Annotated in this window: 16 protein-coding genes and 1 tRNA gene; 11 read left to right on the forward strand and 6 right to left on the reverse strand. The window is 64.6% G+C overall.

The window, feature by feature from the left end; all coding sequences use genetic code 11:
• Positions 1-30: 30 nt before the first annotated feature.
• Positions 31-633 (reverse strand): YidB family protein, encoded by a 603-nt coding sequence (locus tag WDM24_RS02145; RefSeq protein WP_338694797.1) that lies wholly within the window; start codon positions 631-633, stop codon positions 31-33.
• 151 nt (positions 634-784) lie between these two features.
• On the opposite strand from WDM24_RS02145, the gene WDM24_RS02150 reads away from it, so the two are divergent.
• The 3 genes from WDM24_RS02150 to WDM24_RS02160 are packed head-to-tail and all read left to right on the forward strand — an operon-like array spanning position 785 to position 2485.
• Positions 785-1795: a 2-dehydropantoate 2-reductase gene (locus tag WDM24_RS02150; protein ID WP_338830277.1), complete on the forward strand. Its 1011-nt coding sequence runs from the start codon at positions 785-787 to the stop codon at positions 1793-1795.
• 50 nt (positions 1796-1845) lie between these two features.
• Positions 1846-2040 (forward strand): hypothetical protein, encoded by a 195-nt coding sequence (locus WDM24_RS02155; RefSeq protein WP_166301758.1) that lies wholly within the window; start codon positions 1846-1848, stop codon positions 2038-2040.
• Between the two features lie 22 nt (positions 2041-2062).
• Positions 2063-2485: a CAP domain-containing protein gene (locus WDM24_RS02160; RefSeq protein ID WP_338830279.1), complete on the forward strand. Its 423-nt coding sequence runs from the start codon at positions 2063-2065 to the stop codon at positions 2483-2485.
• A gap of 10 nt (positions 2486-2495) precedes the next feature.
• Here WDM24_RS02160 and WDM24_RS02165 read toward each other — a convergent pair whose 3' ends face one another.
• From WDM24_RS02165 to WDM24_RS02175, 3 genes are all read right to left on the reverse strand, one after another.
• Positions 2496-3137: a hypothetical protein gene (locus WDM24_RS02165; RefSeq protein WP_414645670.1), complete on the reverse strand. Its 642-nt coding sequence runs from the start codon at positions 3135-3137 to the stop codon at positions 2496-2498.
• Between the two features lie 217 nt (positions 3138-3354).
• Positions 3355-4452, reverse strand: coding sequence for a hypothetical protein (locus WDM24_RS02170; protein WP_338830281.1), 1098 nt, complete (start codon positions 4450-4452; stop codon positions 3355-3357).
• 199 nt (positions 4453-4651) lie between these two features.
• On the reverse strand, positions 4652-5302 hold the full coding sequence (locus WDM24_RS02175) for a TetR/AcrR family transcriptional regulator (protein WP_338830282.1): 651 nt from the start codon (positions 5300-5302) through the stop codon (positions 4652-4654).
• A gap of 84 nt (positions 5303-5386) precedes the next feature.
• Here WDM24_RS02175 and WDM24_RS02180 point away from each other — a divergent pair, with 84 nt between their 5' ends.
• Positions 5387-6892 (forward strand): NAD(P)/FAD-dependent oxidoreductase, encoded by a 1506-nt coding sequence (locus tag WDM24_RS02180; RefSeq protein ID WP_338694808.1) that lies wholly within the window; start codon positions 5387-5389, stop codon positions 6890-6892.
• 24 nt (positions 6893-6916) lie between these two features.
• Here the strand turns inward: WDM24_RS02180 and WDM24_RS02185 are convergent, their stop codons facing one another.
• Positions 6917-7825: a LysR family transcriptional regulator gene (locus WDM24_RS02185; protein WP_166301776.1), complete on the reverse strand. Its 909-nt coding sequence runs from the start codon at positions 7823-7825 to the stop codon at positions 6917-6919.
• Positions 7826-7950: 125 nt separating this feature from the next.
• Between WDM24_RS02185 and WDM24_RS02190 the strand changes: the two genes are divergently transcribed.
• The 7 genes from WDM24_RS02190 (at position 7951) to WDM24_RS02220 (ending at position 13839) form a co-directional block, all read left to right on the forward strand.
• Positions 7951-8820, forward strand: a complete 870-nt coding sequence (locus WDM24_RS02190; protein WP_338694812.1) for an MBL fold metallo-hydrolase — start codon at positions 7951-7953, stop codon at positions 8818-8820.
• A 33-nt stretch (positions 8821-8853) separates the two neighbouring features.
• Complete coding sequence (locus WDM24_RS02195) at positions 8854-9852, forward strand: alpha/beta hydrolase (RefSeq protein WP_166301782.1); 999 nt, start codon at positions 8854-8856, stop codon at positions 9850-9852.
• 96 nt (positions 9853-9948) lie between these two features.
• Positions 9949-10025 (forward strand) — tRNA-Arg (locus tag WDM24_RS02200).
• A gap of 248 nt (positions 10026-10273) precedes the next feature.
• A complete protein-coding gene (locus WDM24_RS02205) occupies positions 10274-10591 on the forward strand; it encodes a DUF485 domain-containing protein (RefSeq protein ID WP_338830284.1) in 318 nt (105 codons plus the stop codon).
• Positions 10588-12285, forward strand: a complete 1698-nt coding sequence (gene actP / locus WDM24_RS02210; RefSeq protein WP_414645671.1) for a cation/acetate symporter ActP — start codon at positions 10588-10590, stop codon at positions 12283-12285. The genes WDM24_RS02205 and actP overlap by 4 nt, the downstream gene beginning before the upstream one ends.
• A gap of 39 nt (positions 12286-12324) precedes the next feature.
• On the forward strand, positions 12325-13674 hold the full coding sequence (gene fahA / locus WDM24_RS02215; RefSeq protein ID WP_338830286.1) for a fumarylacetoacetase: 1350 nt from the start codon (positions 12325-12327) through the stop codon (positions 13672-13674).
• A 12-nt stretch (positions 13675-13686) separates the two neighbouring features.
• Complete coding sequence (locus WDM24_RS02220) at positions 13687-13839, forward strand: hypothetical protein (RefSeq protein ID WP_338694820.1); 153 nt, start codon at positions 13687-13689, stop codon at positions 13837-13839.
• A 115-nt stretch (positions 13840-13954) separates the two neighbouring features.
• Here the strand turns inward: WDM24_RS02220 and WDM24_RS02225 are convergent, their stop codons facing one another.
• A complete protein-coding gene (locus WDM24_RS02225) occupies positions 13955-15016 on the reverse strand; it encodes an AraC family transcriptional regulator (RefSeq protein ID WP_338694821.1) in 1062 nt (353 codons plus the stop codon).
• Positions 15017-15035 lie beyond the last annotated feature (19 nt).

The raw sequence follows: 15035 nt of genomic DNA on the forward strand, positions 1-15035 counted from the left end.
CGTCCTCCTCAGATGGAATCAACGCTGCCGCTAAAGCCTGCCGCGTAGTTCGTCGCTGCTCGGCAGCCGCCCGTCCGGCGTCAGATGATTGATCGCATCGGGCAGATACTGGCTCAGGCCCTGCAGTAGCTGGTCCCGCGACATGCCGCTCTGCGACGCCAGCGAGTCGATTTGGTCGGCGCCAAGCGCGTTGGCGAGATCGCCGGGCGCGATCTGCTTGTTGGGACCGTTGCTGACCCAGGAATTGGCCGCCTCGCCATGGCCCTTCTGTTGCAGCTGGTTGAGCAGATCGCCGAGGCCACCGCTGAGCACAGTGCCGGCAGCACCGCCGGCGAGAAGACCACCGAGGCCACCCTTGAGCAGATCGGAGAGCCCGCCGCCGCCGGCACCGCCCGGCAGGCCCGCGGTGACGTTGCCGGGGAGCGGCGGCGCCTGCGCCGGTTTCGGCTCAGGGGAGGCGGTGCCCGGCTGGTCGCCGGTGAAATGCTTGACGGCCTTCCAGGCGAGCAGCGCCAGGATGGCCATCGTCATTGGCGACATTCCGCCGCCGCTCGAGCTGTCGGATTGTGTGCTTGGCGCGCTCGGACCGCGAGGGCCGTTCTGCATGCCGTTGAGTACGTCGAGTAAACCCATGATCGTCTCCTGCCGCAACCGTGCCCCGTGCGGGAAACATAGCTTCGGCCCATGACGGTTACAAGGCGAGACGCCGGCCCCGGCGGTGCGTCGAAATAGGCAGGCAACCCAAGGTCTGCTATCGATCCCCGATGAACGGACGTTTAGCCAGATGAACACGGACCAGCCGATCGGTATTGCGGGCGCCGGCAGCATCGGCTGCTTCGTCGGCGGCATGCTGGCGGCGGCGGGCCGTCGCGTCGCGCTGCTGGCGCGGCCGCGGCTGATCCAGGAGATTTCCGCGGGCAGCTTGCGGGTCAGCAGTTTCGACGGCTCGCAGCGGACGGTATCCGCGGACCAGCTCATGCTGTCAGACGATCCGTCGATCTTGCGCGACGTTCAGACGGTGCTGGTCACGGTGAAGAGCGCCGATACCGCTGAAATGGCCGAATTGATCGCGCGTCACGCACCCGCTGACGCCGCGGTGATCAGCCTGCAGAATGGCATCGGCAATGTGCCGCTGCTGCGCGACCGTCTGCCGGGCCGCAAGGTGCTCGGCGGCATGGTGCCGTTCAACGTGGTCGCGCTGGGCGACGGCCGCTTCCATCGCTCAACCTCGGGCGACATCGTGATCGCGCAGGATGACGCCGGCACGGCGGCGCAGCTCTCGGTGCCGGGCCTTGCGATCAGCAGCACCGGCAATATTGACGGCGTGCAGTGGGGCAAGCTGATCGTCAATCTCGGCAATGCGCTCAATGCGCTGTCCAACATTACGCTGCGGCAGCAGCTCGCGCAGCGCGGCTGGCGACAATTGCTGGCCGACCAGATGGCCGAGGGCTTGGCCGCGGTGCGTGCCGAAGGCATTGCACCGGTATCGCCGACGCCGCTTCCTTCGAGCTGGATGCCGCCCTTGCTGCGACTGCCGGACACGCTGTTCGACATGCTGCTCGGCCGCACCATGAAGATCGATCCCGAGGCGCGCTCCTCGATGTGGGAGGATCTGCAGCGCGGCCGCCGCACCGAGATCGATTATCTGCAGGGCGTGATCACCGCGATTGCGGATCGCCGCGGGCTCGATGCGCCGTTGTCGCGCCGCGTCATCACGCTGATCCGGAAGGCGGAGGCCGCCGGCAAGGGGTCGCCGGGGCTGACGCCCGAGCAGATTCGCGCGGCATCGTCGTGAAGGCCGTCGATCATCCGCCACATCGATCAAACGTCCGAGGAGGTGACATCATGAAACGATCTTGCATCATGCTGCTCACGCTTGTTGCGCTCAGTGTCGGCGCAGCCCGCGCCGCGCCGCCGACCGTGGTGCCTTCGCCAGGCTATGATGCGCGCTTGCAGGAGCAGCGCGCCGCGAGCCGATCGGCGATGCCTGCGCACAAGCCGGTCGCGCCCCGGCACCACAAGCGCAGTCGCGCGCGCTGATCCCTTGCAGGGATGATCTCAGATGAAGCTGCTGCTCCTCGTGCTCACCCTCGTGCTCGGCTTGACCACGGCCGCAAGCGCCGCCGACTATGCCGTTTCGATCAGTGCCTATAGGCGCGCCAACCACATGTCCGCAGTGAAGCTTGACGCGAAGCTGAATGCGATGGCGTTGAACCAGGCGCAGGCGATGTCAGCGAGCGGATCGGTCAGCCACTCCGCGGGCGGCAGCTTCTTCACGCGCATCGCGCCGTTGAAGAAGCAGCGCGCCGCCGAAAATATCGGCGCGGGTTTCATTGCCTTCGCAGAGATGCTGAAGCAGTGGGAGAATTCGGCGGGGCATCGCGAGAACCTGTTGATGCCGGGCGCCAAGCGCGTGGGCGTCGCCTTCGTCGACAATCCGAAGTCGCCGTACCGCCGGTTCTGGGCGATGGTGATTACCGACTGATATGAGGAAATCAGCTCCGCTTCGCGAGCTTGGTCGGCTGCGGCGGTGGCGGCGCGAACAGCTTCTTCAAGCCGTCCAGTCCCTCGGAAAGCTTTGGCCATTCGCAGGAGAACGTGCCCTTGACGCAACTCCCCGCCTGCGGCCGCACCTTGGGAAGCGGGACGACAGTAACGCGCGGCTTGACCGGTCGCGCGACCGGGACAGGCGCCTTCGTCGGCTCGCTGTGCAGTGAAGCCTGCTCAATTTGCGGCGGCTGCTCCTGTGGCCTTTCCTGCCGCTCGAGCTGCTTGGCGTTGAACGCGGCGACGATGCGGGAGCGTCGCTGCTTCTCGAGATAGCCGGTATATTCCTGGTCGATCTTCTTCTGCTCGTCGGGCGTCGGATTGGGACCGGCGATATCGAAGCTGCGGTCCTGCATGAAGTCGTAGTAGGTGTAGCCACCGCCTACCTTGCGCCGTCCGGCAAACTTGGCGTTGCAATCGGCGAGTTGCGCGGTCCTGTCTTCCTTGGTCTTCGCCTTCTCGGCGAGGTCGGCGCAATCCTCGAAGTCCTTCGGTGCGCCGCGCCACCATTGCGCGTGCGCGCTCATCGGCGCCAGCATGGAAGCGGCGACCAGAATGGCGACAGCCGACGTCGATGATCGTGACGGCATCACGGACATTGCAAGCAAAACCCGAACCAGACAGGGTGAGCGGATTGTCGTCATTTTAACGATGCTTGTCACCCCGGAACCCGACGATTTCCCTGCCCTTTTAAGCTGCACTCCAGCCGCTTGGTTCAGTGGAATATGTGCCGCATACGATTGGAATATTTGAACAATTTCTGGTCTCGCAGCGCGTGGAAGATTGGAACAATTCGACTTGAATCGTTCACTTCACCCGGTGCAGCAATGCGACGAGTTCCGCCTGCCGATGCGTGCCGGTCTTCTGGAAGATCGTCTTGAGCTGATTGCGTGCAGTGGCCACGGCAACACCGGCCTCCTGCGCGGCAGTTTCGACCGAATCCCCGCGCGCAAGCCGCGCGGCGAGCCGCGCCTGTGCCGGCGTCAGTTCGAAAGTCGCCGCCAGCAGCGCCTGGTCGAACGCCGGGTTGCCTTCGAGATCGCGGATCAACAGGAGCGCGCGCGCTCCCAGGAACGGCGAGCGCGCGGCGGGAGGCACCGGCTGCATCTGGATCACGAGCGGCCGCTTGTCGATCCTGCGCACCACGATCGGCGATGACGGCAATGGCTGCAGGTCCGAGCTGTGCGCCAGTTGATCGATCAGCCGGGTCAGATCGGCATTGGCCTGCCGGTCGAGCAGAGTGAGGCGATTGTTACGGATCGCGAGGTCGTGGCCGAGGCAGGCTTCCGCCTGGCCGTTCATGCCGATGATGGCGCCGTAGCGACCGACGGCAATCGCGGCGACCTGGATCAGGTCGAGCGCGCTGGTGATGCCCGACAACGCGGAGCGGCCGACGACGGCGGAGAGCGTCGCGGCTTCCGTGAGCCGCGCCGACATTCTCGACAGCGCCTTGACCTCGTCGGCTTCGAACATGCCTTCTTTCGGCGAGCGCTGGATGGTCAGTCCCCACAATGCCGGGCCGGAGCGGAAGCTGACGGCCGCAAACCATTTCAGGCCGAACTCGCCGAGCGTGGTGTAGAGCGGATCGCGCAGCATCTCGGTCTCGGACGCGAACAGGTCCGCATCGGTGATGACGTCGGCACCGGCGAGCATCAGCGGCACGCCGCGCGCCGCGCGGATGTCGGTGAGATGAAAATTCTGCGGGAAGTAGGTCTTGGTGAAATAATCGGTGATCGATTGCGTGCGCGGAATGTCTTCGGTGCGGATATCGCTCTGTAGCATCGCAGCCCCGGTCGCGCCGACGGCGGCGCAGACCTCGTCCATGAAGGACGGCCAGGTCGCGGGATCGAGCACCACGTCGCCGAGGCGCGCGGTCACGTCGTCCAGCCGGTGCACGTCGACCAAAGGCTCAGCTCCGCCCGATTTTCGTTGTTTCACAGGACGAAACAGGTCGGACCTGCTTGCGCCCGGTACCATGCATAAGAAAGCCCAGGCTGCCGAATATGCAAGTCAAATCAGCGACGCAGCGGGGTGGACGCGACGAAAACCCTGGCGAAACATGATCGAAAATCGGCGGATCCGGCGGTGCTGCCCAGCGCGGCTGCTACCGCGAATGCCAATCCTGGTGGCGATTGGCCTCGGTCAGCGCCACCCGGCAGAAGCTGGCCGCGATCGCGACGACGTCCTCGACCGCCTGCGGATATTGCTTCGACACCCAGCGCAGCGCGATCGAGATGACCGCGCCGACCATGCCGTTCGAGAGCAGCGTCGCCGCCCCGGCCTTGTCGCCGCGCTTCTGATCGGACGTCGGCGGCACCAGGATGTCGCTGAAGACCCGCAAGGCGTCGAGCTTGACGGCATCGACCGCCGGACTGATGCCGGAAATCTCCAGCAGGAAGACCCGCGCCGGTTTCGGATGTTGCTTCAGCCGCGTGAAATACAGTGTCAGCGCGGCGCGCAATCTTGCCTCGGGATCGTCGCCGGCGGCTGCGGCGGCAGCAATCATCTCCTCGTGCAAATGGCCGACGACATGATTGTAGGCTGCGATCAGCAGCGCTTCGCTGTTGGCGAAGGATTCGTAGAAATAGCGCTCGGTCAGCTCGGCGGCCTCGCAGATCGCCTTCACGGTTGCGACGCGGTAGCCGACCTCGCCATACACCTCGATCGCCGCGTCGATCAGCCTGAGCCGCCGCTCGGCGCGGCGTTCCTCGGCGTCCATACCGCCGTAGAGGCGGGCTTTTCGGCTGCTTGCCATGAAAGTCTATTGACATGAGCTATTGTCAGATGTCAAGGTATCTGACAATACGGATTGTCAATACTGCCACGGGAGGGTCAGGGCATGTCCGCGCATTTCGACGTGTTGATTGTGGGCGCGGGGCTCTCGGGCATCGGCGCCGGCTACCATTTGCAGACCAACTGCCCGGACCGCAGCTACGCCATTCTCGAAGGCCGCGATTGCATCGGCGGCACCTGGGACCTGTTCCGCTATCCCGGCATCCGCTCCGACTCCGACATGTACACGCTCGGCTATTCGTTCCGGCCGTGGACCGAGCCGAAGGCGATCGCCGATGGCCCGTCGATCCTGAACTACGTGCGCGAGACCGCGCGCGTCTATGGCATCGACAAGAAGATCCGCTTCAACCACCGCGTCATCAGTGCCGACTGGTCGTCTGCCGACTCGCAATGGACGGTGGAGGTCGAGCGCGGGCCGGAGAAGACGATCGAGCGCCTCACCTGCAACTTCCTGTTCATGTGCAGCGGCTACTACAAATATGAACACGGCTACACGCCTGATTTCCCCGGTATCGGCGATTTCGCCGGCCGCCTCGTCCATCCGCAAAAGTGGACTGACGACATCGACTATGCCGGCAAGAAGGTGGTGGTGATCGGCAGCGGCGCGACCGCGGTGACGCTGGTGCCGGAAATGGCCAAGACCGCCGCCCATGTCACGATGCTGCAGCGTTCGCCGACCTATGTCGTGGCGCGGCCGGACGAGGACAAGGTCGCCAACTGGCTGCGGGCGCGGCTTCCTGCGAAGGTCGCCTACGGCCTCACGCGCTGGAAGAACGTGCTGTTCGGCATGTATTTCTACCGGCTCTGCAAGCGCGATCCGGAGCGCGTGAAGAAGCTGATCCTCGGCGGCGTGCGCCACGCGCTCGGCCCCGACTACGACGTCGCCACGCATTTCACGCCGAGCTACAATCCGTGGGACCAGCGGCTCTGCCTGGTGCCGAACGGCGATCTCTTCCAGTCGCTGCGCAGCGGCGGATCGTCCGTTGTCACCGACCAGATCGAGACCTTCACGCCCGGCGGCATCAAGCTCAAGAGCGGCAATATGCTCGACGCCGACGTCGTGGTGACCGCGACCGGCCTCGATCTGCAGGTGCTCGGCGGGCTCGAGATCAATGTCGACGGCGCGCCCGTCGATCTGTCGAAGACCATGAACTACAAGGGGCTGATGTACTCGGGCGTGCCGAACCTCGCCGCCGCCTTCGGCTACACCAACGCGTCCTGGACGCTGAAATGCGACCTGACCTGCGAATATGTCTGCCGCATGCTCAACCACATGAAGGCGCACGGCTACGCACAAGTGACGCCGCGGCGGAACGACCCTGATGTCACCGAGCTGCCCTGGGTGGATTTTTCCTCCGGCTATATCCAGCGCGCCGCCGCCAGATTCCCCAAGCAGGGCTCGCGCCGGCCGTGGCGGCTCTACCAGAACTATGCGCTCGACATCGTGACGCTGCGCTTCGGTTCGCTGAAGGATGAGGCGATCGAGTTTCTGCCGGCGCGCCGGACCGGTGCGGCGGATCAGGCCGCGAGCCCGGCGAGACAGGTGGCGTAGGACGCGGATCACCGACGTCGCGCGCTAATCCTCCGCACAGTCTGTAAGCAGATTCCGCAGCCAGACATGGCCGGGATCGTTGTCGAAGCGTGCGTGCCAGGTTGCGTAAAGCGAGAAATGTCCGGCGTCGAATGGCAGCGCGGTGGCGGTGAGCACATTGGAATAGCGCGCGAGGAACCGCGCCGGCAACGTGCAGACGAAATCGGTCGACTGCAGGATGACGGGCACGACGCTGTAGTACTGCACGGAGACCCCGACGCGCCGGGTCAGGCCTCGTGCCGCGAGGATATCGTCGACGAAGCCGCGAAAGCCGCCTCCGTCTCCGGAGACGATGACGTGTTCGAGCGATGCATATTCCTTCAGCGACGGTCGACGTGAGCCCCGCGGATGCGCCTTGCGCTGCGCCATCATGAAGCGCTCTTCCAGCAGCGGCTTGTGCGGCATCCCGTTTGGCAGCGCGTTCTTCGAGACCAGCGCGATGTCGATCTCGCCTGCTTCGAGCTGGCCCGCAAGCCGTGCCGGGTCGACGGCGCGAAATGCCAGTCGGGTTGTCGCGGCGCCGCTGCGGCGCATCCGCTGCACCAGCCGTCCGCCCAGCATGGCGCTGGCATTGTCGTTGGCGCCGATCGCAAAGGTCCGCTGCGAACTCTTCGGCTCGAACACCGGCGGGGTGCGCACCACGTCGTCGAGCCGCCGCAGCGCGTCGCGCAGCGGCTCCCGCAGCTTGATGGCGCAGGGCGTCAGCACCATGCCCTTGCCCGATGCCGCCGGTGTCAGCAGCTGATCGCCAAACACGTCGCGGAGCCGCGCCAGTTGCGCGGAGAGCGCGGGCTGGCTGAGGCCAAGCCGCGCCGCGGCGCGGGTCACGTTGCGCTCGTCGAGCATCACGCTGAGCGAAACCAGCAATGGCAGCGTGTGGGCGTTCATATCCATGGCGATTATGCCTGTTATCCGATCTATCAATTTCAATTATCCCATGCTGCGAGGCATTGAGGCAATAAGGTTCGGCGCCCGGCGATCTCAGGCAGCGAACTGCGATGCAGGAAGGGATGCAGGCCATGAGCTGCCATTCGATCGGCGACGTGACGGTCCGGCGGGTGACCGAACAATGCGGCGCCGGATTTGCACCGGGTTTCCTGTTTCCGGACTGGGACCCGCGCGTGCTCGACGAGCACAAAGCGCTGATGATTCCCGACTGCTTCGACGTGACGGAAGGGCGCTTCATTGCCAGCGTGCACAGCTGGGTGCTGCAAACCCGGCATCACACCATCCTGATCGATTGCTGCGCCGGCAATCACAAGAACCGGCCCGGCCTGCCGCGTTTCCACCAACTGGACTTGCCGTTCCTGCAGCGGCTGGTCGAAGCCGGCGTCTCGCCTGACGCCGTCGATTACGTCATGTGCACGCATCTTCATGTCGATCATTGCGGCTGGAATACCCGGCTGGTGGATGGCCGGTGGGTGCCGACCTTTCCCAATGCGCGATATTTGTTCTCGAAGGCCGAATACGATCATTGGCGCGGTCCGGCCGGACGTGAGGGGTTCAATGCCGGTGTCTATGAGGATAGCGTGCTGCCGGTGGTCGCGAGCGGGCAGGCCGAGATCGTCGATGGCGAAAGCGAGGTCGGCGATGGCCTCACCTTTCACCCGACGCCGGGCCACAGCGTCGGTCATGTGGCGATCAGGCTTGCCAATGCCGGCCAGTCCGGATTGTTTAGTGGCGATATCATGCATCAGCCGCTGCAGGTGTTTCGGCCCGACTGGAACAGCGCCTTCTGCGAGGATCCGGCGCGTGCGCGCCAATCCCGCCGCTGGCTGCTGGAGCAGGCGGCGGAGAGCGGCGCCACGGTGTTCACCGCGCATTTTGCCGCCTCGTCGGCCGGCCGCGTCACGCGCCGCGGCGACCGGTTCGACTGGCGCTTCGCGTGACGCCGGCGAGACCAGAAGAAGGACGTCCGCGACATGAGTTTGCCTGACATCGCGACCGAAGAGATGATGGTGCCGAGCGATACCGACGGCATCAGCCTGTTTGTGCGCAACAAGCGCCGCGCCGACCTGGCCCGGTTCACGCCCGGCAACACCATCCTGTTCGTGGCGGGCTCGACCTATCCGGCCTCGACCTCGTTCGACCTGAGGCTCGATGGTGTGTCCTGGATGGATCACCTCGCCGCGCGGGGGCACGACGTCTACCTCGTCGACGTCAGGGGCTACGGCAGTTCGACGCGTCCGCCGGAGATGGCGCTGCCTGCGAGCGTCAATGCGCCGATTGTGCGGACGCCGGTGGCCGTTCGCGACATCGGCAGCGTGGTCGCCTTCATCCGCGCACGGCGGAATCTGGCGAAGATCAATCTGATCGGCTGGTCATGGGGCACGACATTGATGTCGCGCTACACCAATGAGAACCCCGATGCGGTCGCCAGGCTGGTCCTGATCGCGCCCCAATGGCTGCGTGACACGCCGAGTCTCGCCGACGCCGGCGGCCCGCTCGGGGCCTTCCGCATCGTCGATCGGTCCGCCGCAAAGGACCGTTGGCTGAACGGCGTGCCTGCGGACAAGAGGCAGGCGCTGCTGCCGGATCACTGGTTCGACGCCTGGGCCGATGCGACGTTTGCCTGCGGCCAGGCCGGACCGGGCCCGTCGCAATTGATGGCGCCGAACGGCACGGTGATCGACAGCCGGGAGTTTTGGGCCGCGGGCAAGCCGCTCTACGATCCTGCGCGGCTCACCGTGCCGGTCCTGATCGTCCATGGCGAATGGGATCGCGACTGTCCGCTCGAGATGTCGCGCGCCGTGTTCGGCCAATTGACCGCCGCGCCCTACCGGCGCTGGGTCGAGATCGGCGAGGCCACCCATTCCCTGTTCCTGGAAAGCAATCGCTGGCAGGTGTTTGGCGCGGTCGACCAGTTCCTCGAGCAAAGCCCGCCGGATCGGCTGTCACATGAGCGAAATCAGTTCTTTTGATCGAAGACTGCATCAGACGCTTGCTTCGGAGGCTTCCGATGCGCCTCCGCCTCTGCTATGGGATGGCCACGCCCGCGTGCTTCGCCGCGGGTTCGCGGTCCCGTAGCTCAGCCGGATAGAGCGACGGTTTCCTAAACCGTAGGTCGGAAGTTCGAGTCTTCCCGGGATCGCCAAACAACGCGCTAGCGCCGAGAGCTGGCGCGTAGGCAAGCCGTTCCATCGAATCATCCTGGCAACGCCCAAGATAGCGGCGTGGCATGAAATCACGCGGAGTTTGGCAGGATATCACCTTGCCCGATGCGGCCCGGATTCCGATGCTCGGAACATAACGAGGGAGACGCCTCCGGAGCCTTGATCTTCTGCTGCGCACCGCGCGCAGGCGGGGAGCGGCAGTCCGCAATGTCTCCGAGGGAGGAGCCGGATGTCGCAACTGACCCGTGAGCGGACGCAGCAGATTCTTGCCGATGCGGCGTTCAAGGAGCTTGTCTCGGGACGCGCCAGGCTGCGATGGAGCCTGTCCATCCTGACGCTGGTGATGTTCTTCGGCTTCATCGCGCTGATTTCGACCGTGAGAGCCGCACTTGGCGCGAGCATCGCGGGAAGTGCCATGCCGGTGGGCTTCGCGCTCGCGCTCGCCATGGTCGCGGCGGTCGTGATTTTCACGGGCATCTATGTGCAGCGGTCGAATGCGCGGTTCGACGAGCTCACCCGCATTGTCAACCGGGAGCTTGGCCGATGATCTTCAGGTGTTTGCTGGCCGCAGCGCTCGTTGTGGCCGTTCCGTTCGCGGCGATGGCACAAAGCGCCTCCGTGACGGGCGGGCGTGGAACCGACTGGATCGCGATCGGGATGTTCGCCCTGATCGTCGCTATCACGCTCGTCATCACCTACCGTTCGGCAGGCAGCACGCGCTCGAAGGCCGGCTTCTATACCGCCGGACATTCGATCACGCCGCTGCAGAACGGGCTGGCGACCGCCGGCGATTTTCTGTCGGCGGCCGCATTTCTCGGCATCTCGGCGCTGGTCTACGCCAACGGATTCGATGGCTTCATCTATGCGCTCGGATTTCTCACGGGTTGGCCGATCGTGCTGTTCCTGATGTCGGAACGCATGCGCAACCTGGGAAGCTACACGTTCGCGGATGCGGCGGCGTTTCGTCTCGACCGCACGTCCGTCCGGCTCGTCGCCGCGACCGGCAGCCTCGTCGTCGTCCTGTTCTATCTGATCGCGCAGCTGATCGGGGCGGGCAAGGTGATCCAGCTCCTGTTCGGCATCGACTACATCCTGGCAGTCGTCGGCGTCGGCGTTCTGATGATGCTCTACGTCATCGTCGGCGGCATGCAGGCGACCACGTGGGTTCAGATTACGAAGGCGGTGCTCTTGATCTGCGGCGGAACACTGCTCGCGCTTGCCGCTTTGTGGCATTTCGATTTCAGTCTCGGGCGGCTGCTCGAAGCCGCAAGCCGGATTCACCCCAAGGGCTCCGCAATCCTTGCGCCTGGCGGATTGTTTGCCGAACTGGTCTCGGCGATTTCTCTCGGACTGGCACTGGTGTTCGGCACGGCCGGCCTGCCGCACATCCTGATGCGGTTCTTTACCGTGAAGGATGCCGCGGCTGCCCGCAAATCCGTGTTCTATGCGACGACCTGTGTGGCGTATTTCTGCTGGGTGATTCCTGTGCTGGGATTTGCCGCCGCGGCGATCCTGATGGCGGATCCCAGTTATTTCAACGTCGCGGCATCCGGCCAGTTCAACAAGATCGTCGATCTGATTGGCGGACCGAACATGGCGTCGATCCACCTCGCCCATGCGATGGGTGGCCCGGTCCTGCTCGGCTTCATTTCCGCGGTCGCCTTTGCAACCATTCTTGCGGTCGTCGCCGGACTGACGCTCGCCGGTGCCTCGGCCGTCAGTCACGACATCTATGGCCAGGTGATGTGCGGTGGAAAAGCGCCGGAGGCGCGCGAGGTTCTGATCTCGAAGATCGCCGCGATGGCAATCGGCGTCGCTGCGGTTCTTCTGGCCTATGTCTTCGAGAACCAGAACGTTGCGTTCATGGCGGGACTCGCGCTGTCGGTTGCCGCAAGCTGCAATTTCCCGGTGCTTGTCATGGCAATGTTCTGGCGCGGCACGACGACGCGCGGCGCCGTCGCCGGCGGTCTCGCCGGGCTGGCCGCATCGGTCGTCCTCGTCGTGCTGAGCAAGACGGTCTGGGTTGCCGTGCTGGGCTTTCCATCGGCGCTGTTCCCTTACGATAATCCCGCGCTGTTCTCGATGCCGCTCGCCTTCCTGTTCGTGTGGCTGTTCTCGGTGACGGATCGCAGCGCGCGTGCGTCGCGCGAACGCGAGGCGTTCGCAGCGCAATTCATCCAGTCCGAGATCGGAACGGCTCTGGCCGTTGAACGCCCCGGCCTTGCGGCGGCAGCCTCATGAAATCCGGCGCAGACTGCACTGATCGCGGAGCCTGACAGCATGACCAATCTGCTCGACGAGACGCACGATTCGGCACGGCGAAGCTTTGTCGAGACTGCAAACGGCAACGAGACCGACTTCCCGATTCAGAATCTGCCGCTCGGCATTTTTTCCACCGCGGCCGAGCCGCAGCCGAGGGTAGGTACGGCGATCGGGGATAGCGTGTTCGACCTGAAGCGGGCACTCGGTTCGGACGAGCATCTTGGGCAGCCGATCCGGCGGGCTTTGCAGGACAGCACACTCAATGCGTTGTTCTCGCTCGGACCGGCCGCGACGCGGGCGGTGCGGCGCCGCGCGGCGGAACTGCTCGGCCAGGGCAGCGCGGCCAACGTGATCAGGCGTCGTGCCTCGGATGTGCTGACGCCGATGGCCGACGTGACCCTCCATCTACCGACGCGGGTGTCGAACTACACGGATTTCTATGCCGGCATCTATCACGCGCAGGCGGCCGGTGCGCTGCTGACGCCGGAAAATCCGCTTCCCGCGAACTACAAATGGGTCCCGATCGCCTATCACGGCCGGGCATCGTCCGTGCAGGTCGGGCGGGGCGCGGTACGACGGCCGCTCGGACAGCGTCCGCCCGCCACGGCCGGCGGAGCGCCGACGTTCGGGCCCTGCGAGCGACTGGATTTCGAGCTCGAGATGGGCTTCTACCTCGCCGCCGGAAACCAGCTCGGCCGGCCGGTCCCGATCTCCGAGGCATCGCAGCAGATCATCGGTTATTCGCTCCTCAATGACTGGTCCGCACGCGATATCCAGCGTTGGGAGATGTTTCCGCTAGGACCGTTCCTGAGCAAGAGCTTTGCCACGTCGGTCTCACCCTGGGTCGTCACCGCAGATGCGCTGGCTCCGTTCCGCCTCCCGGCGCTGGCGCGCCCGCAGACCGATCCGCGTCCGCTCGATTACCTGTTCGATATGCCCGACCAGTCCCATGGCGGGCTCGATGTTCATCTTGAGGTGCTGCTCTCGACCGCGCAGATGCGCGCCGCGAACCAGCCCGCCGCAGCGATCCTCACGTCGAATGCCAAATACCTGTACTGGACGCCGGCGCAGATGGTGGCGCACCACTCGATCAACGGCTGCAACCTGCAGTCGGGCGATTTGATCGGCACCGGCACCATCTCGGGACCAAGTCCGGCGCAGCTTTCCAGCATGCTCGAACTGACTGCCGCAGGGGCAAGGCCGGCGATGCTTCGGAATGGCGAGAGCCGCGGCTTCCTGCAGGATGGCGACGAGATAATCCTGCGCGGCAAATGCATGAGGGACGGCTATGCCAGCATCGGGTTCGGATCGTGCGCCGGCAGGATCGAGCCGGCTGAGGCCGTCATCGCCGCAAGCGAGCAAGCTTGATGGAGGGCTGTCATGGAATGTCAATCTTTGCTCTTTGGCGCCTACCTGTCGGCTTCTCCACTCGATCCGGACGAGGTCCGCTTCGGACAGCTTCTGGCGCTGGTGGTCGGACTGTCCCTGTTGCTGATCGTGCGCTTGGCATTAATGCTGGTCGGGGCGTTCTAAAGTGCGATGAGATAAGGTTGAATCGTCATCGCACTTTAGCTCTTTGTTTGAGCATGATCTTTTCGGAAAACCGCTTCGCACTTTTTCGGATCATGCTCTAGCGCGACCACCAGCATTAGGTTTGCTCCCGCGGCTCCGGATGGCGAAAATCCGAGGGCGAGCGGTTGGTCCATTTCTTGAAGGCCTTTCGAAAACTGGTTGCGTCGGCAAAGCCCACGCGCTCGGCGACCTGATCGATTGCCAGATGGGTGTTCTCGAGCAGCTCGGTCGCCACCGACCGCCGCATCCCATCGACGATCGCTTGGTAGGACTGGCCGTCCTCCGCCAACCTGCGGTGAAAGGTCCGCAACGAGAGCCCGAGCTGGGCAGCAATCTCCGGTGCGGCCGGAAACCGGTTGGGACTGTTAAGGCACGCGGCGCGAATCCGCCTGGCAAGCTCGGATTCGCCGGGACGCTCGGTCATCACGACGTCGCAGAGCTGCTGGCAGATCTTGGCCGTGATCGGATTTGCGTTCGGGCACGGCAGATCGAGGACCTTTGCGTCGAAGTGCCACTCCATGCGATCGGCAGCAAAGTCGATCGGGCAGTTGAACATCCGTTCGTAGTTGCGCCAATGCACGGGCGGCGCGAACGGAAAGATCATCCGCTTGCTCGGGAAGGGTGCTTCAAGCACGCGGCTGAACACGGCCGTCATCGAGCTGCGCCAGAATTCCGCGGCAAATGGCAAGAGCTCGCCGAGCGGATCGAGTCCATGGCTGCGCAGGATCGCGGTGGTGCCGTGCTCGATCCGGAAGCTGATCTGCCGCACGGCAGGTCCGGCCATGGTGATGTGATCGAGCGAGAACAACAGCGCCTCGCCAAATGTCCGGCTCGATACCAGTGCATAGCCGTAGATGCCGTAATCGCTGATGCGCTGCCGCGCGCCGGCGAGCAGTCCGATGTCGGATCGTTTCGCCAGCCTGATGGCGTTGCGGTAGATCGCCAGCCGCTGGCGATGCGAGATGCGCGCGTGCGGATCTTCCAACTGCGTGGCATCGAGACCGGTGCGCGCGAACAGCTCGCGAACCGAGACGCCCTGCGCCGCAAGCTCGGCGGCCAACGCACCGAGGCCGAGCAGGCTCTGCGTCGGTGCATCGGGATCGCTCGAGATCGGCATCACGATCTTGATCGGCTTCATAACTTCCTCCGCGTCCACC

Source organism: Bradyrhizobium sp. 27S5, from assembly GCF_037217225.1.
Lineage (GTDB): Bacteria > Pseudomonadota > Alphaproteobacteria > Rhizobiales > Xanthobacteraceae > Bradyrhizobium > Bradyrhizobium septentrionale.

Excerpts from the sequence above, each read along its gene's own strand:
- WDM24_RS02145 (WP_338694797.1), bottom strand. The coding sequence starts at position 633 with ATGGGTTTACTCGACGTACTCAACGGCATGCAGAACGGCCCTCGCGGT.
- WDM24_RS02150 (WP_338830277.1), top strand. The coding sequence starts at position 785 with ATGAACACGGACCAGCCGATCGGTATTGCGGGCGCCGGCAGCATCGGC.
- WDM24_RS02155 (WP_166301758.1), top strand. The coding sequence starts at position 1,846 with ATGAAACGATCTTGCATCATGCTGCTCACGCTTGTTGCGCTCAGTGTC.
- WDM24_RS02160 (WP_338830279.1), top strand. The coding sequence starts at position 2,063 with ATGAAGCTGCTGCTCCTCGTGCTCACCCTCGTGCTCGGCTTGACCACG.
- WDM24_RS02165 (WP_414645670.1), bottom strand. The coding sequence starts at position 3,137 with ATGCCGTCACGATCATCGACGTCGGCTGTCGCCATTCTGGTCGCCGCT.
- WDM24_RS02175 (WP_338830282.1), bottom strand. The coding sequence starts at position 5,302 with ATGGCAAGCAGCCGAAAAGCCCGCCTCTACGGCGGTATGGACGCCGAG.
- WDM24_RS02180 (WP_338694808.1), top strand. The coding sequence starts at position 5,387 with ATGTCCGCGCATTTCGACGTGTTGATTGTGGGCGCGGGGCTCTCGGGC.
- WDM24_RS02185 (WP_166301776.1), bottom strand. The coding sequence starts at position 7,825 with ATGGATATGAACGCCCACACGCTGCCATTGCTGGTTTCGCTCAGCGTG.
- WDM24_RS02190 (WP_338694812.1), top strand. The coding sequence starts at position 7,951 with ATGAGCTGCCATTCGATCGGCGACGTGACGGTCCGGCGGGTGACCGAA.
- WDM24_RS02195 (WP_166301782.1), top strand. The coding sequence starts at position 8,854 with ATGAGTTTGCCTGACATCGCGACCGAAGAGATGATGGTGCCGAGCGAT.
- WDM24_RS02205 (WP_338830284.1), top strand. The coding sequence starts at position 10,274 with ATGTCGCAACTGACCCGTGAGCGGACGCAGCAGATTCTTGCCGATGCG.
- actP (WP_414645671.1), top strand. The coding sequence starts at position 10,588 with ATGATCTTCAGGTGTTTGCTGGCCGCAGCGCTCGTTGTGGCCGTTCCG.
- fahA (WP_338830286.1), top strand. The coding sequence starts at position 12,325 with ATGACCAATCTGCTCGACGAGACGCACGATTCGGCACGGCGAAGCTTT.
- WDM24_RS02220 (WP_338694820.1), top strand. The coding sequence starts at position 13,687 with ATGGAATGTCAATCTTTGCTCTTTGGCGCCTACCTGTCGGCTTCTCCA.
- WDM24_RS02225 (WP_338694821.1), bottom strand. The coding sequence starts at position 15,016 with ATGAAGCCGATCAAGATCGTGATGCCGATCTCGAGCGATCCCGATGCA.